The organism is Sporosarcina sp. resist (assembly GCF_014302295.1).
In the GTDB taxonomy this organism is placed as follows: Bacteria; Bacillota; Bacilli; order Bacillales_A; family Planococcaceae; genus Sporosarcina; species Sporosarcina psychrophila.
This window is the reverse complement of record NZ_CP060287.1, coordinates 4,950,001-4,972,067: the sequence shown is the minus strand read 5'-3', so window position 1 is coordinate 4,972,067 and position 22,067 is coordinate 4,950,001. Positions and strand designations below refer to the sequence as shown.

The 22,067-nt window shown below is 44.2% G+C and carries 21 protein-coding genes, 1 tRNA gene and 1 pseudogene (1 of these 23 running past the window's edge); 22 read left to right on the top strand and 1 reads right to left on the bottom strand.

Annotation, left to right across the window (positions count from 1 at the left end; all coding sequences use genetic code 11):
- Positions 1-146 precede the first annotated feature (146 nt).
- From H7992_RS23950 to H7992_RS23920, 7 genes are all read left to right on the top strand, one after another.
- The gene (locus tag H7992_RS23950; protein ID WP_187046253.1) at positions 147-1,739 is read left to right on the top strand and encodes a putative polysaccharide biosynthesis protein; all 1,593 of its coding nucleotides are present in this window, start codon (positions 147-149) and stop codon (positions 1,737-1,739) included.
- A gap of 1 nt (position 1,740) precedes the next feature.
- Positions 1,741-3,207 (top strand): bifunctional methyltransferase/pyrophosphohydrolase YabN, encoded by a 1,467-nt coding sequence (gene mazG / locus H7992_RS23945; RefSeq protein WP_187046252.1) that lies wholly within the window; start codon positions 1,741-1,743, stop codon positions 3,205-3,207.
- Positions 3,197-3,487 (top strand): RNA-binding S4 domain-containing protein, encoded by a 291-nt coding sequence (locus H7992_RS23940; RefSeq protein ID WP_187048032.1) that lies wholly within the window; start codon positions 3,197-3,199, stop codon positions 3,485-3,487. The genes mazG and H7992_RS23940 overlap by 11 nt, the downstream gene beginning before the upstream one ends.
- 88 nt (positions 3,488-3,575) lie before the next feature.
- Positions 3,576-3,872 (top strand): sporulation protein YabP, encoded by a 297-nt coding sequence (yabP, locus tag H7992_RS23935; RefSeq protein WP_067213728.1) that lies wholly within the window; start codon positions 3,576-3,578, stop codon positions 3,870-3,872.
- A complete protein-coding gene (yabQ, locus tag H7992_RS23930) occupies positions 3,869-4,336 on the top strand; it encodes a spore cortex biosynthesis protein YabQ (protein WP_067213727.1) in 468 nt (155 codons plus the stop codon). The genes yabP and yabQ overlap by 4 nt, the downstream gene beginning before the upstream one ends.
- 54 nt (positions 4,337-4,390) lie before the next feature.
- Entirely contained in the window at positions 4,391-4,810 is a 420-nt protein-coding gene (locus H7992_RS23925; RefSeq protein ID WP_187046251.1) for an FtsB family cell division protein, read from the top strand.
- Positions 4,811-4,939: 129 nt separating this feature from the next.
- Complete coding sequence (locus tag H7992_RS23920; RefSeq protein ID WP_067213725.1) at positions 4,940-5,368, top strand: S1 domain-containing RNA-binding protein; 429 nt, start codon at positions 4,940-4,942, stop codon at positions 5,366-5,368.
- A gap of 549 nt (positions 5,369-5,917) precedes the next feature.
- Here H7992_RS23920 and H7992_RS23915 read toward each other — a convergent pair.
- A tRNA-Met gene (locus H7992_RS23915) sits at positions 5,918-5,991 on the bottom strand.
- 214 nt (positions 5,992-6,205) lie between these two features.
- On the opposite strand from H7992_RS23915, the gene H7992_RS23910 reads away from it, so the two are divergent.
- The 15 genes and pseudogenes from H7992_RS23910 to lysS form a co-directional block, all read left to right on the top strand.
- On the top strand, positions 6,206-8,623 hold the full coding sequence (locus H7992_RS23910; protein WP_187046250.1) for a SpoIIE family protein phosphatase: 2,418 nt from the start codon (positions 6,206-6,208) through the stop codon (positions 8,621-8,623).
- A gap of 87 nt (positions 8,624-8,710) precedes the next feature.
- Positions 8,711-10,114: a tRNA lysidine(34) synthetase TilS gene (gene tilS, locus H7992_RS23905; RefSeq protein ID WP_187046249.1), complete on the top strand. Its 1,404-nt coding sequence runs from the start codon at positions 8,711-8,713 to the stop codon at positions 10,112-10,114.
- A gap of 28 nt (positions 10,115-10,142) precedes the next feature.
- Positions 10,143-10,685, top strand: a complete 543-nt coding sequence (gene hpt / locus H7992_RS23900; RefSeq protein WP_067213722.1) for a hypoxanthine phosphoribosyltransferase — start codon at positions 10,143-10,145, stop codon at positions 10,683-10,685.
- Between the two features lie 155 nt (positions 10,686-10,840).
- Complete coding sequence (ftsH, locus tag H7992_RS23895; protein ID WP_187046248.1) at positions 10,841-12,871, top strand: ATP-dependent zinc metalloprotease FtsH; 2,031 nt, start codon at positions 10,841-10,843, stop codon at positions 12,869-12,871.
- Between the two features lie 107 nt (positions 12,872-12,978).
- Positions 12,979-13,743 (top strand): type III pantothenate kinase, encoded by a 765-nt coding sequence (locus tag H7992_RS23890; RefSeq protein ID WP_187046247.1) that lies wholly within the window; start codon positions 12,979-12,981, stop codon positions 13,741-13,743.
- Between the two features lie 16 nt (positions 13,744-13,759).
- The gene (gene hslO / locus H7992_RS23885; RefSeq protein WP_187046246.1) at positions 13,760-14,647 is read left to right on the top strand and encodes an Hsp33 family molecular chaperone HslO; all 888 of its coding nucleotides are present in this window, start codon (positions 13,760-13,762) and stop codon (positions 14,645-14,647) included.
- The gene (locus H7992_RS23880) at positions 14,625-15,545 is read left to right on the top strand and encodes a peptidyl-prolyl cis-trans isomerase (protein WP_187046245.1); all 921 of its coding nucleotides are present in this window, start codon (positions 14,625-14,627) and stop codon (positions 15,543-15,545) included. The genes hslO and H7992_RS23880 overlap by 23 nt, the downstream gene beginning before the upstream one ends.
- Before the next feature lie 247 nt (positions 15,546-15,792).
- Positions 15,793-16,719: a cysteine synthase A gene (cysK, locus tag H7992_RS23875; protein ID WP_067213718.1), complete on the top strand. Its 927-nt coding sequence runs from the start codon at positions 15,793-15,795 to the stop codon at positions 16,717-16,719.
- Between the two features lie 190 nt (positions 16,720-16,909).
- Complete coding sequence (locus tag H7992_RS23870) at positions 16,910-18,319, top strand: anthranilate synthase component I family protein (protein ID WP_187046244.1); 1,410 nt, start codon at positions 16,910-16,912, stop codon at positions 18,317-18,319.
- 16 nt (positions 18,320-18,335) lie between these two features.
- Entirely contained in the window at positions 18,336-19,190 is an 855-nt protein-coding gene (gene pabC / locus H7992_RS23865) for an aminodeoxychorismate lyase (RefSeq protein ID WP_187046243.1), read from the top strand.
- Entirely contained in the window at positions 19,190-20,038 is an 849-nt protein-coding gene (gene folP / locus H7992_RS23860; protein WP_067213715.1) for a dihydropteroate synthase, read from the top strand. The genes pabC and folP overlap by 1 nt, the downstream gene beginning before the upstream one ends.
- 14 nt (positions 20,039-20,052) lie before the next feature.
- Positions 20,053-20,421, top strand: a complete 369-nt coding sequence (folB, locus tag H7992_RS23855; RefSeq protein WP_067213714.1) for a dihydroneopterin aldolase — start codon at positions 20,053-20,055, stop codon at positions 20,419-20,421.
- Positions 20,418-20,903 (top strand): 2-amino-4-hydroxy-6-hydroxymethyldihydropteridine diphosphokinase, encoded by a 486-nt coding sequence (gene folK, locus H7992_RS23850; RefSeq protein WP_067213713.1) that lies wholly within the window; start codon positions 20,418-20,420, stop codon positions 20,901-20,903. Before folB ends, folK begins: the two co-directional genes overlap by 4 nt.
- 7 nt (positions 20,904-20,910) lie before the next feature.
- Positions 20,911-21,000, top strand: a pseudogene (locus H7992_RS23845) (tRNA-dihydrouridine synthase); the annotation flags it as partial.
- Positions 21,001-21,267: 267 nt separating this feature from the next.
- A protein-coding gene (gene lysS, locus H7992_RS23840; protein WP_067213712.1) for a lysine--tRNA ligase crosses the window boundary here: on the top strand, positions 21,268-22,067 show its 5' portion. 691 nt of this gene lie beyond the right edge of the window; the window shows 800 of its 1,491 coding nt (coding positions 1-800); its start codon is at positions 21,268-21,270; the stop codon falls past the right edge of the window.

Genomic DNA, 22,067 nt, shown 5'->3' with positions numbered 1-22,067 from the left:
AAACTTATACCTATGTCTTTCCCATAACGTTGTACAATTAAACCTCTTAATAATTTAAATTAGAATATTCGATGTTATCCTGAATATCGTCATTATTCGTTCATGATATAATGGGTGTACTATGTACGAAAGAAAGAGGCACGATTATGGCGCAGCAATGGGACATGAAAACGTTTATGAAAGGTGCGTCGATTCTGACCATCTCTGCAATCATTGTGAAATTACTTGGGGCAGTCTATCGAGTTCCGTTCCAAAACCTTGTCGGTGACAAAGGGTTTTATATTTATCAGCAAGTGTATCCGTTCATTGGCATTTTTATTGTCTGGACGTCGTACGGTTTTGCAGTGGCGGTATCGAAACTGCTTGCAGGAAGTACGAGTCGCGGTGAAGCAAAAGCGATGATGCGTGTGGCATTTACCTATCTACTTTTATTATCAGTGGCCTTTTTTGCTCTATTAACTATTTTCGCGCCATTTTTCGCGCGCTCCATGGGCGATGTTGAGCTCGTACCTCTCCTGCGTGCTGGCGCGTATATTGTTTTACTGATGCCGGCGTTAGCAGTTTTGAAGGGTTCATTTCAATCGGAAGGTCGAATGGTACCTGTTGCGGTTTCAGGCGTTGGTGAGCAGGCTTTCCGTGTAACGGTCATTCTCATAGGCACATGGATTGCGGTGCGATCAGGTGCTTCTCTCTACGTGGCAGGTGAGGTAGCGATGTGGGGGGCAGTTGTCGGGGAAGGTGCTGGCGTTATTATACTTGCACTCTATTTTCGGAATACGTTCAAAGGACCATTAGAAAAAGTGGACACGTGGCGAGTGGTGAAAGAATTGACGATTGTCAGTTTGGGGATCAGCGCAAGTTCACTTATTCTCCTGCTGTTTCAATTGGCCGATTCATTTACAATCTATAATATCCTGCTATCTAATGGTTTTGCGGCGGATGCAGCCATGGTGATGAAAGGTGTCTACGATCGTGGGCAACCGCTTGTACAAATGGGGATTCTGATTGCTTCGACATTAGCGCTCGCGATTGTTCCACTTATCGCTCATCATTCGGCAAAAAAAGCGGGACGAGGGGCATTACCGTTTATCCAGCTAACGTTCCGAACTGCTTTCCTATTCGGTTGGGCTGCAGCGGCAGGGCTTGCACTTGTTTTGCCTTATGTGAATGAAATGCTGTTTGAAACACGTGATGGTTCTGTAGCCCTCATTATTTTCTCATTACAAATTCTCTGGTTATCGCTTATTTTACCGTTAACAGCGATGCTTCAAGGTGCGGGGAAAGTTAAAGTGCCAACGCTCCTGCTTATCGGTGGGTTGGTTATAAAAATCTTCGCGAATCAACTTCTGGTTCCTCTATGGAATGTCACGGGAGCGGCGATTGCGGGCAATATCGGTTTCGCAGTAATTACGTTTGGATTACTGCTTTACTTTAAAACAGTATGGCCAATTCGCCTTGCACCAACACGTTTTTACGGATGGGTGATAGGGGCAACTACTCTCATGATTGCGGTTGTTTTACCGTGGATGCTCATTGCAGACGGGTTTTTATTTGACCAGTTATCAGGTCGGATTGAGGCGACACTTATCGCATTAACATCTGTTTCGGTGGGAGCGGTTGTTTTCCTTTTCGTCATTATGAAATCACGTATAATGGCAGAGAAGGAATGGTTTCTTCTGCCATTCGGCAAACGTTTAGCTACATTGCAATTACGACTTATTAAAAGAAAAGGTGAATAGTATGCATCAGTTAACAATTATTGGTCTCGGCGCGGGTGACCTTGACCAATTGGCGCTAGGGACATATCGAAAGTTGAAAGAAGCGAAATATATTGTCGCGCGTACGGATCAGCACCCTGCTGTCGCTGAATTAAGAGCGGAGGGCATTGTTCTGATGAGCTTCGATGAAATTTATGAAAAACACGACTCGTTCGAGCATGTATATGATGAAATTGTAGAACAGCTGCTCATTATGTGTGTACAACAACCAGTGACCTATGTAGTACCAGGACATCCGCTTGTTGCGGAACGGACAGTCCAATTATTAGTCGAGAAAGAACGCGAAGGTTTAATCCAAATGGAAATTGCGGGGGGGAATAGTTTTCTTGACCCGATTTTTGCAGCGTTGCGCATCGATCCGATTGAAGGGTTTCAACTACTCGATGGTACGGATATGAAACGCGATGATGTCCAGATGAAGCAACATATTTTAATTGGACAAGTGTACGATGCGTTCGTGGCATCTGAAGTGAAACTGTCATTAATGGAGAAATACGCCTACGACCATCCAGTGACGGTTGTAACGGCGGCAGGTTCTACGGGCGAGCAATTGATTACAGTTCCACTATTTGAACTGGACCGTGTCACTGAAATTAATAATTTGACTACCGTTTATGTACCGCCTGTAGTTGAAAGAGAAGCGCGATTGAAAGATTGGTCGACGTTCAGGGAAATCATCGCTGCACTGCGCGCTCCGGGCGGGTGCCCATGGGATCGTGAACAGACGCATGCATCGTTGAAGCGGTATTTGCTTGAAGAAGCACACGAACTGCTTGAGGCGATTGATAGTGAAGATGACGACGCAGTGATTGAAGAGCTTGGTGATGTACTGTTACAAGTATTCCTTCATGCTCAAATTGGCGAAGACGACGGTTATTTTGCCATGGAAGACGTGCTTCAATCGGTAGGATCGAAAATGATTCGTCGCCACCCTCATGTTTTTGGAGATAAAAGCGTGGTAAATTCAGAAGAAGTTCTGCAAAATTGGCAAGAAATCAAGCAACAGGAAAAACCGCAAGCCGACTCACTCTTGGAAGGTCAAGAACGTCCTTCTTCATCACTTTTAACGTCACTTAATTATCAAAAAGAGGCGGCAAAGGTTGGGTTTGATTGGCCAACGATTGACGGTGCTTTAGAAAAATTTGATGAAGAATGGCTGGAGTTCCGTAAAGAACTAGAGAGTGGTACGAAATACAGTCAAATGGACGAGCTAGGTGACGTTCTGTTCACAATCGTTAACATTTCACGCTTCCTCAAGTTATCTCCAGAAGAAGCAATGGTCCATGCAAATCAAAAGTTCAACAGACGGTTTTCATTTGTCGAAAAGAGTGTGAAAGATGGACAAGGCAAGTTTACTGACTATACACTTGATGAACTTGAAGAGTTTTGGAAACTAGCAAAAAAAGGGGAAGATAATGATGAGACTTGATAAATTCCTGAAAGTATCTCGACTAATTAAAAGACGGACACTCGCAAAACAAGTAGCTGATCAAGGGCGTATAACAATAAATGAAAAAGTGGCAAAAGCGTCATCGGTTGTAAAAGAAAGCGATGAATTGGCGATCCGTTTCGGTCAGAAGATTGTAACGGTTAAAATTAACATGCTGAAAGAGACGACGAAAAAAGACGATGCAGCCTCAATGTACACGATTTTGAAGGAAGAGAAGCTTGAAAAAGTGGAACCGGAATTCATGGATGATGAAGACTGAACAACATGACAGGGAATTTTCCTGTCATGTTTTTTTATGTCCTAGCATAAGATAGCTGTGAACGTACAAGCAAAGGGGGAAGCATATAATGCAATTTCAAACTGATAGTCCTACGTACGCAATTCCATCAGGAGACCATGTCGTCACTATGCGCAACAGAAAACGGATGGATCTCACGTCTGTAAAATCAATCGACCGCTTCGATCAGGAAGAATTTCTCGTTCGAACATCGCAAGGATTATTGCAAATCCGGGGAGAGGAACTGCGCATTGTTCATCTCGATGTCGATAAAGGGCTTCTAACGCTAGAAGGAACGGTCGGCACTATTCAATACGATGAAGAAGAATCAGGTTCAAAAGGTTTCCTCCATAAATTGTTTGGATGAGTCTATCCGTTCAATTTCTTAGCCTGCTTGCTATGATTGGGACGGGCATTGTTGCTGGGGCATTCATGGACATGATTGGAACAAGTACCGCGCACGCCGGGAAGAAATCGATTATTCGAAAGCGTGCGGTTTGGCTCGAAGTCATTGGATGGGTACTCGTCGGATGTTGGACGTTTTACATCCTTTATCTCGTCAGGGATGGGGCGTGGCGGATATATGATCCAGTTGCACAGATTAGTGGGATGTTGCTATACGTAACTATTTTTTATAAGCCGTTCCGGTTTTTCGGGAGGATCTTGTTGGTGTTGTTAATAAGGCCGCTCTTGTTCCTCGTGCGTCTGATTGTATCTATTATCAGTCTAGTCATTCGTTTTATAGTGAAAGTCTTTGCAGTCCTCTTTACACCATTTGTTAAAATATTCCGTATCATTTCCGGAAAACTCTTTAAAAGAAGGGTGAAATGATATATAATTTATGGACTAACAAATTGTAGTGTGTGAAGAGGGGAAGTGCAGGACGTGGAACAGAAACAGCAGAGGAAATCGTCCGAAAGGGTCGCATCGATTCAAACTGAATATGTCCGCTCACTTCAAAAGAAAGAGACTAGGAAGAATGCGCGGAAAGTCCGTTTATACCGTAGACTGGCTGTGTTTGCTATTGTGGCAGCCGTTATTCTAGGTGGTCTGACGAATATGTTCATCAACCAGAAACAGACGTTGGCAGCGAAAGAGTTGCAAAAAGTCGAGGTGCTGGCCCAGCTTGAAGGGGTACAGGAAGAACAAGAAATGCTAAAAAGACAACTTATGAAATTGAATGATGATGACTATATCGCAAAGCTTGCACGCAAGGAATATTTCTTGTCTGAAAAGAGCGAAATCATTTTTTCAATACCCGAAAACAATAAAAAAACAGATGAACAAGACAAAGGAAAAGAGTAGTCTTATTGACACTCTTTTTTTATTGGCTATAATGGAAGTAAGGATCCTGCAATTTGCAGGGCTCATTAATACGGTTGCAAGGCTCCCAGCGCGGGGCCCGCTTAAATTTTAAGGAGGAGCATTTTTTTTATGTCAATTGAAGTAGGCAGCAAGCTAGAGGGTAAAGTAACAGGAATCACAAACTTCGGGGCGTTTGTTGAGCTACCGAATGGCTCAACAGGCCTGGTCCATATCAGTGAAGTGGCGGACAATTATGTCAAGGACATCAACGATCATTTTAAAGTCGGTGACATGGTTGAAGTGAAAGTGATGAACGTCGGTGCAGATGGTAAAATTGGGTTGTCGATTAGAAAAGCGAAACCTGAATCTGAACAGCGTCCAGAACGTCCTCAGCGCCCGCAACGTCCGCGTCAAGGTGGTGGCCGTCCTGCTATGGATCGCCCAGAGAACTTTGAACAAAAAATGGCAAAGTTCATGAAAGATAGCGAAGAGCGTCTCTCTACTTTGAAAAGAGCGACAGAATCGAAACGCGGTGGCCGTGGCGCAAGCAGAGGGTAACTTGCTAGCTGTTTCAATTCATGAAAAAGTGTACGAATAGTATGAAGAAAAGTAGTGAACAAAGGGAATGACCCTTGTTCGCTGCTTTTTTGTGCGGAGAATTGTAATGTTAAATGGTGAAACTGTAACGGAAATCGTGAACTGTCATGGTAAATGGTGAAACTGTAATGGCGTTCGTGAATTGTTATGGCAATCGTCTGAACTGTCATGTCAAATGGCGAAACTGTGATGGCAATCGCGAATTGTCATGGCAAACGGTGAAACTGTAACGGCATTTGTCTGAATTGTCATGGCAAATGGCGAAATTGTGATGGCAATCGCGAATTGTCATGGTAAATGGTGAAACTGTGACGGCAATCGTCTGAACTGTCATGGTAAATGACGAAACTATCACGGGAAATCACATAAACCGTCACAGCTCCCCAAACAATCGCGCATTTTTTCATTGCAAAAAAAGGCAGTTCCTACATCGTGAATTCACGATGTAGGAACTGCTTTTTTAGTGATTTATTGTCCAACTCCTGGACGGTTGTATCTGCATTTCATAAATGGCGGCAGAGGGGATCGAACCCCCGACCTCACGGGTATGAACCGTACGCTCTAGCCAGCTGAGCTACGCCGCCTTCGTATATTCTAGTTAGCACTTGTTTCCGCTTGATCAGAACAACAATACTTATAATACAAGTGAATCAATGCAGTGTCAACCCGTCTTAGGAAAAAAGAAAAAACAGTTCGGAATGAGTCGAAACATTTTGTTTTCTTGTTGTCATGAACAGACAATTTCTTTCCACCTGCCTATGTATACTCAAGGCATAGCAGACATAGGGGGAATGAGGAATGAAACTAATTGATCATTTAGCACGTCCAGTGGGCCATCCAATTGGTATGTATGTCGAGATGATTGGAAAACGAAAAATGGATATTTTAGTTGCGACTCTATTCTTGTTTGGATCTTTTTTCTTGTCGCAAGCCGTATTATTCGATGCAGCGGTTCCTTTTTTCTTGCCGGTGTGGGCACTTGCACGGGCTCGCTTCAGAAAGCATCTCATATGGGTGTTCATTGGTGGGATGTTTGGAAGTGCATTCCTTGGTCTTGGACAGGCTGTTATCCATCTATTGATGCTCGCGTTATTTAATGCGGTTATTAAATATCCGCTCATGCGAAAATCAGTACCGCTAACAGTAGCAGGATGCATTATCATTGTTCAAGTGTTGTGGCAGTTCATTATGCATATCGGGCAACCACCAGTAAATGTTCAATTATATATTGGCTTTGAAGCAGTTCTTGCTTTGTTCATGACTTTTTTCCTCTTTGTTGCTTTTCCTGCCGCAGATCGAATCTTCTTTGGTAAATGGACACCTGAACGACTTGGAGCGGCTTGCCTTGTCGGTGCACTGGCTACAACTGGAATGAGTGGACTTATGCTAGGTCCTGTTTCGGTTTCAGGTACACTCATTCATCTGACAATTTTGCTTGCGGCGCTTGTGGGAGGGCTTCCATTTTCAACAACAATCGCAATGATCATCGCTGCTATTGTGGGGGTAGCAGAATTGTCCTTCACTGGAATGATGGCGGTGTATGGTATGACCGGATTTTTTGCAGGCACACTCCGCCGTTTCGGGAAAATTGGCATCGTGTTAGGAGGGGCCTCTGTATCGGGATTTTTCCTTATGTATGATCTGACCTTGCCTCTTGATACTTCACACTTTATAACACTCGCAACCGCGACGATTATTTTTTTACTAATCCCTTCGAAAAAACTAGAGTCGATTAAACGCATTTTTTATCCAGAGAATACAGAGACTACTGACAAACAACAAAAATGGTTAGCAGAGCGGCTCGATGATCAACTAGCTGATTTCAAAAAGTTCTCTGAATTTATGTCGACGCTTGTTGGCGACCGATCTTCCCCCCACGATAATGCAGATGTATTACCTCAGCAGGTTATTCCAAAAACTTGCCAGTCTTGTTTCCGTTATGCCAAGTGCTGGGAAGGTGCAGATAATGATATGGGCGGGCTTCTTAGTGAGTGGGAAATGACCTATTCTATGACGAAAAAAGCTAAGCGTCATCGTGTTGAGGAAAAGATTAAATATAAGTGCGTCCGATTCAATGGATTAGTTACGGAACTTGAGGAACAAGCTGCCAGTCGTTTATTGACGGGACAACTTCAGCATGGAAGAAAAATGCTTGCCCTCCAGTTGCGTGATATGAGCACCCATCTGGACAAAATAATGAATGAAGTAAAAGAAGATTTGACTGTTTATAAGCCTGCCGAGGAAGATTTGGCAAAACGGCTCCAAGAGAAAGGTATTGAGTACTTCCAGATTGATGTTTTACCAGGAGAGAGGGGTGCGCGTCGCATCATCTGCTGTATTCCTGAGAAAAGATCTGATTTTGAAACGGATACGACAGTTGCGGAAAGATTTATACTGCCGATTCTTGAAGAAATGTACGATGAGCCGTTCCGGGTCGCCAAATCTGCCGTTTTACAGGACCCTTTTCCACATATACAACTAACGTTTGGTTCGGCAGTTCGTTTTACCCTTGATTATGGTATCGCGGCAACAGCAGGCGGCGAAACATTTCACGCCGGTGATGCATATGAAGTGTTCCCAATTCATGAAGGGTTGACGGCGGTTTTGTTGTCGGATGGAATGGGCCAGGATTTAAATGCATATCGTGAGAGTCGAAAGGTAATTCGTTTGATGCGAGAATGTTTGGACCGGAAAATGGATCCTGAAACAGCCATGCATACGTTACATTATATGATGTCTTTGAATGGGCTTGATGATATGTACGCCACGCTTGATCTGGCCCTCGTAGATTTGCAAGATGGTCGCATTTGGTCTTGGAAGGCAGGATCGATGAGCACATATATTAAACGCGGTGACGACTTTTTAAGACTGGATAGCAAATCGGTCCCTGTCGGTTTTCTTCCATCCTTTTCTGTGGAGGCAAAAAAAGAAGAGTTGAAGTCAGGAGACATTATACTTATGTTAACGGACGGGATTTTTAATGGGGATATCCCGCTTGAGAAGCAAGAGAGGTCGTTGTACAGTACGCTTGAAAAATATGGAGGATTCGAATGTGACAAAATTGCAGACCGTATTATGCATGAAATGGAGCGGAAGTTTGGTGTGATTGGAGACGATCGTACTGTGTTAGTTATGAAAATCGATCATGTTCTGCCGAAGTGGTCAAGTTTCACACCCTATTCACAAACTATTTCCCGGGAAAGGGTCATCGGATGAATATGTAAGTAAGTGAGTCCCCTCCTTTAGATATTCTATGGTAAAATTCGAGTAAGAATAAATTAGAAAAGAGGAGGGAGCGGAGCAATGGATAAATTTAAACAGACGATATTCCGTTTTATCAAGGAATGGTCACTCATCGCTCCGGGGGACCGTATTTTAATCGCCTGTTCGGGTGGAGTAGATTCGGTAGCGCTTTTACATTTCATGGCTTCAAATCAAGAAAGCATGGAGATTGAAGTTGCCGCAATTCACGTCGATCATAATTTGCGCGGAGAAGAGTCCGCGGCAGACGGCACATTTGTGGCAAGGCTGTGTGAAGTGTATGGGATTCCTTTTTTTGGCGGAAGTGTCCCGGTTCCGGCTATTATCGAGAAAGACGGTGGCAATGTGCAAGCTGTCTGCCGAAATGGACGGTATGCATTTTTCGAGGAGATCATGACAAAGCACGGTTATGATGTTTTAGCAACGGCACATCACGCAGAAGATCAGTTGGAAACGGTCTTGATGCAAGTAACGAAAGGCAGTCAGCCATTGGGGATGTCGGTGAAGCGTGAAGTTGAAGGTGGAATTCTTATTCGACCTTTCCTTCCGGCTATGAAAGCGAACCTCTATTCATATGTTGGAGAGCATGAATTACATTTTCGAGAAGATCCAAGTAATGAAAGTGATGCCTATCTGCGTAATCGTTACCGTCACAAAATCGTTCCGTTTATTCTGGATGAAAACCCGGGAGCTGCTGAAAATGCAGTGAGAATGTCTGGTTATCTACAGGAAGATGAAGAATTGCTTGAAATGCTGGCGCAGGAACGTTTTGATGAAATTACTAAGTTCACAGAAGCGGGCCTGCCTGTCGTCGACGGAAATGCTTTTTCCCGCATGCACCAAACTTTACAAAGGCGGATAATTACACTACTATTGAGGTATCTTTACAATGGGGAAATTATGCCCGTAAAATATAATTCCGCGCTTATAAGTCAACTGTTACACCATCTATCTTCGCAAGACGGGAATGTATCCATTCACCTTCCACGCGGTTACCGATTCATTCGGGAATACGGCGTGCTGACGTTCGTTCGTGATACATCAATTGAAGAAGTGGAGTTGCAAAAAGTGTTGCCGAAAGGCGTTTGGACCCGTTGGGGAAATGATTTTCAGCTTTATTGGAATGAAGTGAGTAATCTCGATACGGAGTTATTCATGGATACTGATGACATCATGTATTTTGACTTGCCTCACTCTGCACTTCCCTTGTCTATCAGGAGAAGAGAGGATGGGGATCGAATCTTGTTGTCGGGGATGACACACCCGAAACGTTTATCCAGGTTGTTTATCGACGAAAAGGTTGGCATGACAGAACGCGACCGATTGCCGGTAATCATTACAGCGCAAGGTGAAATTTGTGCAGTTCCAGGAGTGCGGTACGGAGTGATATTTTCACGACACAAGACAGATCAAAGTAAGTACATAGTTAGTACAAGAAAGTTATAATGATCTGTATGAAAGAGGAGGAATTTCGATGTTGGGGAAAGATATCGAAGAGGTACTAATTACAGAAGAACAGATTCAAGAGAAAATCCGTGAACTTGGTGCGGTATTGACAGAAGAATACCAAGACAAGTATGTACTAGCGATTGGTGTGCTCAAAGGTGGATTACCTTTCATGAGTGACCTCATTAAGCGTATCGATGCTTATATCGAACTCGATTTCATGGATGTTTCAAGTTACGGAAATGCAACAGTGTCATCAGGGGAAGTTAAAATCGTCAAAGACTTGAACACAAGTGTTGAAGGACGCGATGTACTCATTATTGAAGATATTATCGATAGCGGGAAAACATTAAGTTACCTTGTCGAACTGATGAAATACCGAAAAGCGAATTCTATTAAAATTGTTACTCTCCTTGATAAGCCAACTGGCCGAAAAGTAGACTTAAAAGCAGATTACGTTGGTTTCGACGTACCGGATGCGTTTGTTGTAGGCTACGGCCTTGATTATATGGAGAAATACAGAAACTTACCTTATATTGGTGTTCTGAAAAAGGAAATCTATTCTTTCTAAACAATTGCAGGAAAATCTTTTAAGGGTCGCGAAATTCTACTTTGATGATAAGAGGCGCTTGCGCTTTTCTGTCAAGGCATTTCCTTTGTAGGATGAATCAGACCTGTGATAAGATTTACACTAGTTTTCTGTCTAATGAAATGAGGAGGCTTGGGATGAATCGAATACTTCGATACTTTCTATTATACGGACTGATATTTCTTGCAATCATGGGGATATTTAGTTCACTAAACAATACAAACCCGAAACAGAAAGAGATTCGGTATGACGAATTTATTACTGCGTTGGAAGATGGAAAAGTAACAACAGTAAGTTTACAGCCAGTTCAACTTGTCCTTAATGTGAAGGGCACAATGAAAGGCTATAAAGAAGGCGAAGAGTTCGTCACGAATATTATGAACGATACCAAGACGCAGGAAGATATCCGTGCACTTGCTACGCAAACTCAAACGGAAATCGACATCTTGCCGACTCCTGTTGCAAGCGCGTGGGTATCCTTCTTCACGGGTCTTCTACCGTTCATCATCATCTTCATCTTGTTCTTCTTCCTGTTAAATCAGGCGCAAGGCGGAGGAGGCGGCGGTGGCCGTGTTATGAACTTCGGTAAGAGTAAGGCGAAGCTTCATACAGACGACCGCAAAAAAGTTCGTTTCACGGATGTTGCTGGTGCTGACGAAGAAAAAGCTGAACTTGTGGAAGTTGTTGACTTCCTGAAAGATTCACGTAAATTCGTTGAAGTTGGCGCGCGTATTCCGAGAGGGATCTTGTTAGTTGGACCTCCTGGTACGGGTAAAACGTTGTTAGCGCGTGCGGTTGCAGGTGAAGCGGGTGTACCGTTCTTCTCAATCTCAGGTTCTGATTTCGTTGAAATGTTCGTTGGAGTTGGGGCATCACGTGTACGTGACCTTTTCGAAAACGCTAAAAAGAACGCACCATGTATTATTTTCATCGATGAAATCGATGCGGTCGGTCGTCAACGTGGCGCAGGCCTCGGCGGTGGACACGATGAACGCGAACAAACATTGAACCAACTCCTTGTTGAAATGGATGGTTTCGGTGAGAACGAAGGGGTTATCATTGTTGCGGCAACAAACCGCCCTGATATTCTTGACCCTGCACTTCTGCGCCCAGGACGTTTTGACCGTCAGATTACAGTTGGTCGTCCGGATGTAAAAGGAAGAGAAGCAGTTCTTCAAGTTCATGCGCGCAACAAGCCGCTTGACGACACTGTCAACTTGAAGGCACTTGCACAACGTACACCTGGATTCTCGGGTGCAGATCTTGAAAACTTATTGAACGAGGCAGCACTTGTTGCTGCAAGACGCGATAAAACGAAAATCGATATGTCAGACATCGACGAAGCGACGGACCGTGTTATTGCGGGACCTGCGAAGACGAGTCGCGTCATTTCGAAAAAAGAACGCGATATTGTGGCGTTCCATGAAGCGGGTCACGTAGTTGTAGGGCTAATGCTCGATGACGCTGAAATCGTTCATAAAGTAACAATCGTCCCTCGCGGACAGGCGGGCGGTTATGCCGTCATGCTTCCGAAAGAGGATCGTTACTTCATGACGAAACCTGAACTTCTCGATAAAATCGCAGGACTTCTCGGTGGTCGTGTTGCAGAGGAAATCGTTCTTGGCGAAGTTTCAACTGGAGCTCACAATGACTTCCAGCGTGCAACTGGTCTCGCTCGTTCGATGGTAACTGAATACGGAATGAGTGATAAACTTGGACCAATGCAGTTCGGTCAGGCTCAAGGGCAAGTATTCCTTGGACGCGACTTCAACTCTGAACAGAACTATTCTGAAGCGATTGCGTATGAAATCGACCAAGAAATGCAACGTATCATTAAAGAACAATATGCGCGTACGAAAGAAATTCTTTCGAGTAAACGCGAGTTGCTTGATCTGATTGCAACGACACTTCTTGAAGTGGAAACACTCGATGCAGAGCAAATTAATCATCTGAAAGATCACGGCACATTGCCTGATCGCCCATATGGCCGTTATGGCTTGGACAATAAAGATGAAGCAGTTAAGAGTGTGGATATTTCGAAAGAAGGAGATGACACAGTCATTTCTGATGCAACTGGAGCGCCTACGGACCCAGCGATCGGTGATTTACCGAAAGAGTATAAAGTGGACGAAGCTCTTAAATCAATTAACGAAGAACGCAAAGACTGAACACCTAATAAGAGCTGACTGTTTCTTTTGAAGCAGTCAGCTTTTTTCTATACCCGGATATGTGGTATGATGTGTTGGAAAATGACGAAGTTAGCGAGGAAACCATTATGCTATTAGTGCTAGATACAGGAAATACGAATATTGTCCTTGGTGTCTATGAACAGGGACAGCTTAAACATCATTGGCGCATGGAAACTTATAGACATAAGACAGAAGATGAATATGCGATGCAAGTGAAATCTTTATTTTTACACGTTGGACTCTCTTTTGACGATGTAACCGGCATTATCATTTCATCAGTAGTCCCGCCAGTCATGTTTCCTCTGGAGCAGATGTGCAGGAAGTATTTCAACCAAAAACCGCTTATTGTTGGCCCTGGTCTCAAAACTGGATTGAATATCAAGTATGAAAACCCACGCGAAGTTGGTGCAGATCGGATTGTCAATGCCGTTGCGGCTGTGCATGAATATGGAAGTCCGCTGATCATCGTTGATTTTGGAACAGCAACAACCTATTGTTATGTGAATGAAAAAGGCGAATACATGGGTGGAGCAATTGCACCAGGTATCGGAATTTCCATGGAGGCTTTGTTCGACAGGGCATCTAAATTGCCAAGAATCGAACTGGCAAAACCGGATCAAGTTGTAGGGAAAAGTACGGTAGCTGCTATGCAGGCTGGGATTGTTTACGGTTATGTTGGGCAAGTTGATGGTATTGTTGCCCGCATGAAAGCGCAGAGTAAGGAAGAACCAACCGTCATCGCTACGGGAGGGCTTGCTGGTTTGATCGCAAGTGAAACGACTGTGATTGATGTCGTTGACAACTTCTTGACGCTAAAAGGGCTTCATCTAATTTATGAACGAAACATGTAAAAGGAGCAGATAAGAAATGAATGATTATTTAGTAAGAGCGCTTGCGTTCGACGGGACAATCCGGGCATACGCAGCTCGCTCGACCGAAACAGTATCAGAAGTGCAACGTCGTCATTTGATGTGGCCAACTGCAACGGCAGCATTAGGACGTTCAATGACAGCGGCAGTCATGATGGGTGCGATGTCAAAGGGTGATGATAAACTGACGATAAAGGTGGATGGCAATGGACCAATTGGTTCGATGGTCATTGATGCAAACGCGCATGGCGAGGTTCGGGGTTATGCATCTAATCCGCAAACGCATTTTGATTTAAATGAACAGGGTAAACTTGACGTAAGGCGTGCAGTTGGAACGGACGGTATGCTATCGGTCGTCAAAGATCTAGGGCTTCGTGATTTCTTTACGGGGCAAGTTCCGATTGTATCGGGTGAGATCGCTGAAGATTTTACGGAGTACTTTGTCGTTTCGGAGCAGGTACCTTCAGCAGTGGGTCTTGGTGTGCTGGTTAACCCGGACAATACAGTGAAAGCTGCCGGTGGCTTCATTGTCCAAGTTATGCCTGGCGCAACGGAAGAAACAATTGTGGTATTGGAAGAGCGTATTGCCAACGTTGAACCAATTTCAACGTTGATTGCCCGCGGCCTCACTCCTGAGGAGATTCTTGGTGAAGTTCTGGGTGCGGCGAACGTGGAAATTCTTGACCGGATGGATGTTTCATTCGCATGTAATTGCTCGAGGGAACGTTTTGGAAATGCGATCATCGGTCTTGGGGAGCGCGAAATTCGAGACATGATTGAAGAGGACGGACAAGCGGAAGCACATTGTCACTTCTGTATGGAAACATACGTGTATCCGAAAGAAGTTTTGGAAGGTTTTATCGATGAAATACAATCGGAAGCCTGAAGGGACAACAAGTTTACAGAAACGAAAACTGAAGACGAAACCGCTCATTCTGTTAATTGGAATCCTTTTAGCCTTCAATATCTTCTGGCTTGTTGGGTGGCTTATACCGGACAAACCTAAGCAGACAGATGAAGAAGTTGCTTCGGTAGCTGGTAAGCCTATTACGAGAGAACAATGGATGTCGGCAATGGAAAAGGAAGTTGGACGTGAAACTCTTCTTGACCTTGTGAATGAAAAAGTGATGGCGGTAGCTGCAGAACAATACGGGATTGATGTATCGGAAAAGGAAGTTGATCTTGAAATTGCGCTTATTCGTTCCGTGGACGGTCGCTCTCATTCTGGTCAAGATGAGGAAGGAATGCGGAAGAAAATCCGTTCTAACCTCATCCTTGAAAAGGTATTAACGAAAGATATCGTTGTTAAAGATAATGCGGTAAAGAAACAGTATGATGAAAATACTGCACTTTACAATATTTTAACTGCTTACAGAACCGCTATTATTGTTGTTCCAACGAAAGCTGATGCAGAGCAGACAATTGAAGAGCTTTCAAAAGGTTCAAGCTTTGACGTTCTCGCAAAAGAGCGATCGACGGATTTGGCTTCGGCTAGTCTGGGTGGAGATATAGGCTATATCAACGATTCGACTGATTCAATAGACAAGGCAATCGTAGAGACTGTAGCCGATGCGAATGAAGGAATGACGAGTGGAGTTATTGCTTTGAGTGATGGTACATATGCGGTTACTCATGTAAGTGAAGTGGTGAAAGGGCAGTCGTTTAAATTTAAAGAAGTAAAAGATCATATCAAGCGTGAAATTGCACTTGAGCAACTTCCGCAAACTGTTAGTCCGGAAGCGTTTTGGAAAGAATTCGACGCAAAATGGTTTTACGGTAAATAATAGAAAGCTGTTTGGAAACCGATATAAATTGGTATTTCCGGACAGCTTTTCTTAAAAGGGAAGAAAGTGTAATTTTTTCTACATAAATCAGTGTCTAGACTCCGGGTTGCCTTCTTTAGATTCAGTCTGAAAGCATTGGGCAAAGAATACATATAGTGGGCATTCAATTGTTGACAATGTTCACATAATGGTAGTAATATTAATATTATAAGACATATCAAAATAGTAGGAATTGGAGAGGGTATAAATGACGCTAGTTGGAAACTCTATTGCGGATCTTGTTGGGAAAACACCCCTTGTTAAAATGAACAGAATGACAGGCGCAGATGATGCGGATGTTTATTTGAAACTAGAATATATGAATCCGGGATCTAGTGTAAAAGATCGTATTGCGCTTGCGATGATCGAAGCGGCTGAAAAGTCCGGAGATTTAAAAGAGGGCAGTACAATTATTGAACCAACAAGTGGTAACACGGGAATAGGCCTTGCGATGATTGCTGCGGCAAAAGGGTATAAGTCTGTTTTGGTTATGCCGGATACGATGAGTACAGAGCGGCGCAATCTACTTCGTGCTTATGGCGCGGATCTTGTGTTAACGCCGGGTGCTGAAGGAATGAAAGGCGCTATCGGAAAAGCGGAAGAACTTTCAAAGGAAAATGGTTGGTTCATGCCGCAACAGTTCAACAATGAAGCAAATCCCGAAATTCACCGTTTAACGACAGGCCCTGAAATCGCAGATGCACTAGACCGTGTGGATGCGTTCGTTTCTGGAATTGGAACGGGTGGCACGATTACGGGTGTGGGTAGCGTCTTAAAAGAACGTTTTCCTGAAGTAAGTATCATTGCTGTTGAACCGACGGACTCGCCTGTACTATCAGGTGGAAAGCCGGGTCCACATAAAATTCAAGGAATCGGTGCTGGATTCATTCCAAAAGTGCTCGATACTGATATCTATGATGAAATCGTCCAAGTAACGAACGACGAAGCGTATGACACAGCAAGACGTGCAGCACGCGAAGAAGGTATTCTTGGTGGTGTTTCATCCGGAGCGGCAATCTTTGCAGCTCTACAAGTGGCGAAGAAGCTTGGTAAAGGGAAGAAAGTCGTTGCGATTCTTCCGTCCAACGGTGAGCGCTATTTGAGTACTCCGCTATATCAATTTGACGAAGAGTAATAGTGTGGGAGGGGGAAGGGCTGAGATGCTCTTTCTTTTTTGTTGTTTAAATTTGTTTGTTATGATCGGTCTGTGGTGGGATATGGTCGCCCCTCAAATGAAAAGATATAATCTGCTTTTCTTTTTATAGCGTAAAACGGCTTTCACGCGGTAAGATGAAGATACTAATTGTTATCGGGAGGAAACTGGGATGAACAAACAAAAGATCGCTTATATGACATCAGCCATGACGAAAGAACAGCTCTTCTATGCTTATAAAGAGTTGGCACACAAGCATGAAAGTCATATCCTTCTTGAAAGTGGACGCGGCGGTGCGCTATGCATGGCTGGAATTGACCCGCTCGTTACGTTACGGACATTGGACGGCGACAAATTACAACTTGTCTGGCGTGATGGTACGGAGGAAGTAAGAGAAGGAAATCCGCTGGAATTGCTAAATGATTTTGTTCAATCCCATGAAATGGAATCTATTCCTGAACTGCCAGACTTCCAAGGCGGTGCGGCAGGATTCATCAGTTACGATTATGTCCGTACTTATGAAAATATCCCAGTCGATACGATAGATGATCTCGATACACCTGATTTGTTCTTTTATATATTTGACCGCTGGGTAGTGCTTGACGTTAAGACTGAAATGGCTTATTTCATGACACTTCCGAATTGTGGATTGGAACCAGCAGAGTTGGAAGCTGAATGGATGACTGCGGTTTCGGAAGGACTAAGCAAGCAAGTCTTCACGCCGAGTAAAGCGGCGGAAGTAGTATTAGGTGAAGATGATCTTGCTGTATCTGTAACTGGAGCGCAGTTTGAACAAATGGTCCGAGACGTGCAGACTTATATTGCTAGTGGAGATGTTACTCAAGTTAATCTTTCAGTGAGACAATCAAAACCGTTGTCAGCACATCCGCTAGATATGTATGAAGCACTTCGTTCATTCAATCCGTCACCTTATATGGCCTCAATGGGTTCGCCGGAATTTGCTGTCGTATCTGGTTCACCGGAACTGTTATTGAAAAAGCGTGGGGATGAAATAAGTACACGACCAATCGGTGGAACACGGCCGAGAGGGAAAGATGAAAACGAAGATGCTGCGCTTCAAGCGGAATTATTGTCGAATGAAAAAGAGACTGGCGAACATATTATGCTCGTAGATCTGGAACGGGAAGACTTTGAGCGGGTTTGTGCACCGGAAACGGTGGAAACGGATGAATTCATGGTTGTGGAGAAATATTCTCACGTTATGCACCTTGTATCGAACGTTCGTGGAACTGCGGCAGAAGGTATTTCGAATGCAGAAATCGTTAAAGGCGTGTTCCCGGGGGGGTCAATTACCGGCTCACCAAAACTCCGGACGATGGAAATCATTGAAGAACTTGAGCCGACGCGCAGAGGGCTATATACAGGATCTATTGGTTGGTTCGGCTTTAACGGTGATTTCGAACTGAATATCGTTATCCGAACGGCATATATCAAGGATGGTATTGCGCATATTCAGGCTGGCGCAGGTCTTGTCGCTGATTCAGTACCAGAAGCGGAGTATATAGAATCGTTGAATAAGGCAAAAGCGCTTTGGCAAGCAAAGGCGATGGCGGAAAAGTGAGATTGGGGGATTCGGTATGTGGTGTTGGATGAATGGTGAATTCCTGCGTGCGGAGGAGTTAAAAATCTCCCCGTTCGATCATGGATTTCTATATGGTGCTGGATTTTTTGAAACCTTCAGGACATACGGCGGCAATGTGCTCTTGTATGATGAACATATGGATAGGTTGCATACGGCACTTACAGAGTACCGCATTACGATGCCTTATGATGAAACCGAAATTCTTGCGGCTGTGCGTAAATTAGATCAGTTAAATGGCGGACAGGATGGCTATTTTCGGTTGAACGTCTCTGCGGGTGTCCATGATATCGGTCTTGCACCCTCTTCATACGCATCACCGAACGTAATCTTATTCAGAAAAGAATTGGCTCCGACTGTTCGTGGTACGGAAAAGAAGGCGGTCTGGCTAGATACTCTGCGTGATAAACCGGAGAGCACTGTGCGCCACAAATCGCATAACTTTCTTAATAACGTACGGGGGCGGCTAGAGCTTCCTTCATTGAAAGAGTTGGAAGGCCTTTTCGTAACAGAGGAAGGTTTTGTAGCGGAGGGTATTACGTCAAATGTTTTTTGGGTGAAGGACGGTGCGTTATTTACTCCAGCTATCGAAACAGGGATTCTGCCAGGGACGACACGTGCGTTTATCATTGAATGCGCTAAAGTTGCAGGAATTACTGTGAATGAAGGATTTTACGGTAAGGAACATGTAGAAGGAGCGGACGAGTTATTCGTCACGAATGCCGTGCAGGAACTTGTGCCACTATCTATGATTAAGGAAATCTCGCTACCAGGGGCAATGGGCGCTTATTATAAAAAACTACATGCATTTTATATACAGGCAATAGATGATATGGAAGAAGGTTGCTGTTGATGGAATTGGCTCGTGCACGTGATAAATATCGGTTTGGTAAGACGGAAATGGATTTCAAAAAAGAAACGGTTATTATGGGTATTTTGAATGTGACACCGGATTCGTTTTCAGATGGTGGAAAATACGGTCGTATCGATGCGGCGCTTAAGCGCGCGGAAGAGATGCTTCGCGACGGGGCAAAAATTATCGATGTGGGTGGGGAATCAACGCGCCCTGGGCATATCCCGATTTCATTAGAAGAAGAGCTAGAACGAACGGTTCCAGTTATCAAGGCTTTGACAAGAGAGCTTGGATGTACGGTGTCGATTGATACATATAAGGCGGGTGTCGCGGAAGAAGCGATTCTTGCGGGAGCGCAGATAATAAATGATATATGGGGAGCGAAGCGTGAACCTTACATCGCGGACGTTGCAGCAAAACACGGTGTGCCGATTATATTGATGCATAATCGTGAGCAGGCAGAGTACGAGGGCAACTTTATGGATGAAGTTATCGCTGACTTGGAAGAAAGTGTCGATATTGCGATTGCGGCTGGTGTAGCACACGATAATATCTGGCTCGATCCGGGCATCGGCTTCGCGCGAAATGCAATTCAAAACATATGGACGATGCAAGGACTAGATCGAATTTCTGAAATGGGCTACCCGGTTCTTCTTGGAACTTCGCGGAAGTCGCTAATCGGCAACGTACTTGGATTGCCGGTCGAGGAACGGTTGGAAGGTACAGGTGCAACGGTATGTTATGGAATCGAACACGGCTGCCATATTATGCGGGTTCATGACGTGAAGGAAATCGCGCGAATGGCGAAAATGATGGATGTACTGACGGGGAAAACAGATTTTGAATAATAGGAGGGTGCGCTATGGATTATATTCATTTAAATGAATTAGAGTTTTATGGTTATCATGGGGCGTTGCCTGAAGAAACGAAGCTTGGCCAACGTTTCCGTGTGACGGTCTCTCTTGCTACGAATCTTTCTGAGGCTGGAAAAACGGATAATCTGGATAAAACAGTGAATTATGCGGAAGTATACAGTGTGTGTCAATCGATTGTTGAAGGCGAACCCGTAAAATTGATTGAAACGGTTGCTGAAAAAATTGCAACTGCTGTATTAGCCGAATTTGTGGATAAAGTGACTGGTGTTCGTGTCGTGCTTGTGAAACCAGATCCGCCGATTCCAGGTCATTATGCATCGGTGTCCGTTGATATCACAAGGGGGCACTTCCAGTGAACGTAGCTTACCTCTCGATTGGTTCGAACATCGGTGATAGGTTACTTCATCTGACAGAGGCGGTGCGGGCACTTCATTCACACGAAGGTCTAACAGTTACTTCGGTATCGTCGATTTACGAAACAGCGCCCGTCGGCTTTACAGATCAAGCGGATTTTCTCAATATGGTGGTATGCGCGGAAACGGACTTGGCGGCGCAGGAACTTCTGGGCGTTTGTCAAAAAATTGAACACGGGCTTGGTCGGATTCGTGATATAAGATGGGGTCCGCGGACTGCAGACCTTGATATTTTGCTGTATAATAACGACAGTATTGAAACAGAGAGCTTGGTTGTACCGCACCCAAGAATGCATGAGCGGGCCTTCGTTCTTATTCCACTTCTTGAAATTGCTCCTTTAATGGGCAATCCAATGGTAGACACGGGTGTCATACTTTGGAGGAAGGTTAATGGGGTCAATAATTTATTGCAAGAGGGCGAATGAAAATGCTAAAGCAAACAGGGATATCATCCGTCAAATGAAAGAAGCGGTGTCGATTCCTATAATCGGGAACGGCAATGTAGAAACACCTCAAGATGCGAATTGAATGATTAATACAATGGAAACAGCTGCTGACTTAATTAACCTAATGAACGGCTTTGCCGATGTAATGATGGAACGCGAACAAGTGGCGGTTAGTGTAAGTGCTGTTTGAGTCGGATAATCCAGGCCGCCACGTATTGTGGGGGCTCTTTTTTGTAAATGAATCATACAATGCGAATAAGTAAAGCGTGTCCGGGCGGCACAAATTGTGTACAATAGATGCATGCTATCTAATGCAGCGGATAATGATGAAGGAGTGAAAGAAATGTCACACTTAGATGAAATGAACGACCAGCTTTTGGTGAGACGCCAGAAGATGGAAGATATACGGGAAAGTGGATTAGATCCATTTGGCTCAAGATTTGAACGTACACACCTATCGAATGAAATCCGGGAGCGGTTTGAAGAGATTTCGAAAGAAGATCTTGATGAAACGCCTCACGAAGTAACAATTGCAGGTCGTATCATGACGAAGCGTGGAAAAGGGAAAGCTGGATTTGCAAATCTGCAAGATCTTGGCGGTCAGGTTCAAATTTACGTAAGACAAGATGCAATCGGTGAAGATGCTTATAAACTCTACAATAGTACAGACCTAGGAGATATTATCGGAATTACAGGGACAATCTTCAAAACGAAAGTTGGAGAACTTTCTATTAAAGCGACTGAATTCACATTCCTTACAAAAGCGCTACGTCCGTTACCTGAGAAGTTCCATGGTCTAAAGGATATTGAACAACGTTACCGTCAGCGTTATTTGGATTTGATTGCAACGGAAGGCAGTAAAGAGACGTTTATTCTAAGAAGCCGAATCATCCAGTCGATGCGTCGTTACTTAGATGGACAAGGTTTCCTTGAAGTTGAAACGCCAATGCTACATGCGATTGCAGGGGGAGCTTCTGCACGTCCGTTTATCACGCACCACAATGCACTCGATATGGAACTATATATGCGTATTGCAATCGAACTCCATTTGAAACGCCTCATTGTAGGTGGGCTTGAGAAAGTTTATGAAATTGGACGTGTTTTCCGTAATGAGGGAACTTCGACGCGCCATAATCCTGAATT

Coding starts and splice junctions, on each gene's coding strand:
- H7992_RS23950 (WP_187046253.1), top strand. CDS start 147: ATGGCGCAGCAATGGGACATGAAAACGTTTATGAAAGGTGCGTCGATT.
- mazG (WP_187046252.1), top strand. CDS start 1,741: ATGCATCAGTTAACAATTATTGGTCTCGGCGCGGGTGACCTTGACCAA.
- H7992_RS23940 (WP_187048032.1), top strand. CDS start 3,197: ATGAGACTTGATAAATTCCTGAAAGTATCTCGACTAATTAAAAGACGG.
- yabP (WP_067213728.1), top strand. CDS start 3,576: ATGCAATTTCAAACTGATAGTCCTACGTACGCAATTCCATCAGGAGAC.
- yabQ (WP_067213727.1), top strand. CDS start 3,869: ATGAGTCTATCCGTTCAATTTCTTAGCCTGCTTGCTATGATTGGGACG.
- H7992_RS23920 (WP_067213725.1), top strand. CDS start 4,940: ATGTCAATTGAAGTAGGCAGCAAGCTAGAGGGTAAAGTAACAGGAATC.
- H7992_RS23910 (WP_187046250.1), top strand. CDS start 6,206: ATGAAACTAATTGATCATTTAGCACGTCCAGTGGGCCATCCAATTGGT.
- tilS (WP_187046249.1), top strand. CDS start 8,711: ATGGATAAATTTAAACAGACGATATTCCGTTTTATCAAGGAATGGTCA.
- hpt (WP_067213722.1), top strand. CDS start 10,143: ATGTTGGGGAAAGATATCGAAGAGGTACTAATTACAGAAGAACAGATT.
- ftsH (WP_187046248.1), top strand. CDS start 10,841: ATGAATCGAATACTTCGATACTTTCTATTATACGGACTGATATTTCTT.
- H7992_RS23890 (WP_187046247.1), top strand. CDS start 12,979: ATGCTATTAGTGCTAGATACAGGAAATACGAATATTGTCCTTGGTGTC.
- hslO (WP_187046246.1), top strand. CDS start 13,760: ATGAATGATTATTTAGTAAGAGCGCTTGCGTTCGACGGGACAATCCGG.
- H7992_RS23880 (WP_187046245.1), top strand. CDS start 14,625: ATGAAATACAATCGGAAGCCTGAAGGGACAACAAGTTTACAGAAACGA.
- cysK (WP_067213718.1), top strand. CDS start 15,793: ATGACGCTAGTTGGAAACTCTATTGCGGATCTTGTTGGGAAAACACCC.
- H7992_RS23870 (WP_187046244.1), top strand. CDS start 16,910: ATGAACAAACAAAAGATCGCTTATATGACATCAGCCATGACGAAAGAA.
- pabC (WP_187046243.1), top strand. CDS start 18,336: ATGTGGTGTTGGATGAATGGTGAATTCCTGCGTGCGGAGGAGTTAAAA.
- folP (WP_067213715.1), top strand. CDS start 19,190: ATGGAATTGGCTCGTGCACGTGATAAATATCGGTTTGGTAAGACGGAA.
- folB (WP_067213714.1), top strand. CDS start 20,053: ATGGATTATATTCATTTAAATGAATTAGAGTTTTATGGTTATCATGGG.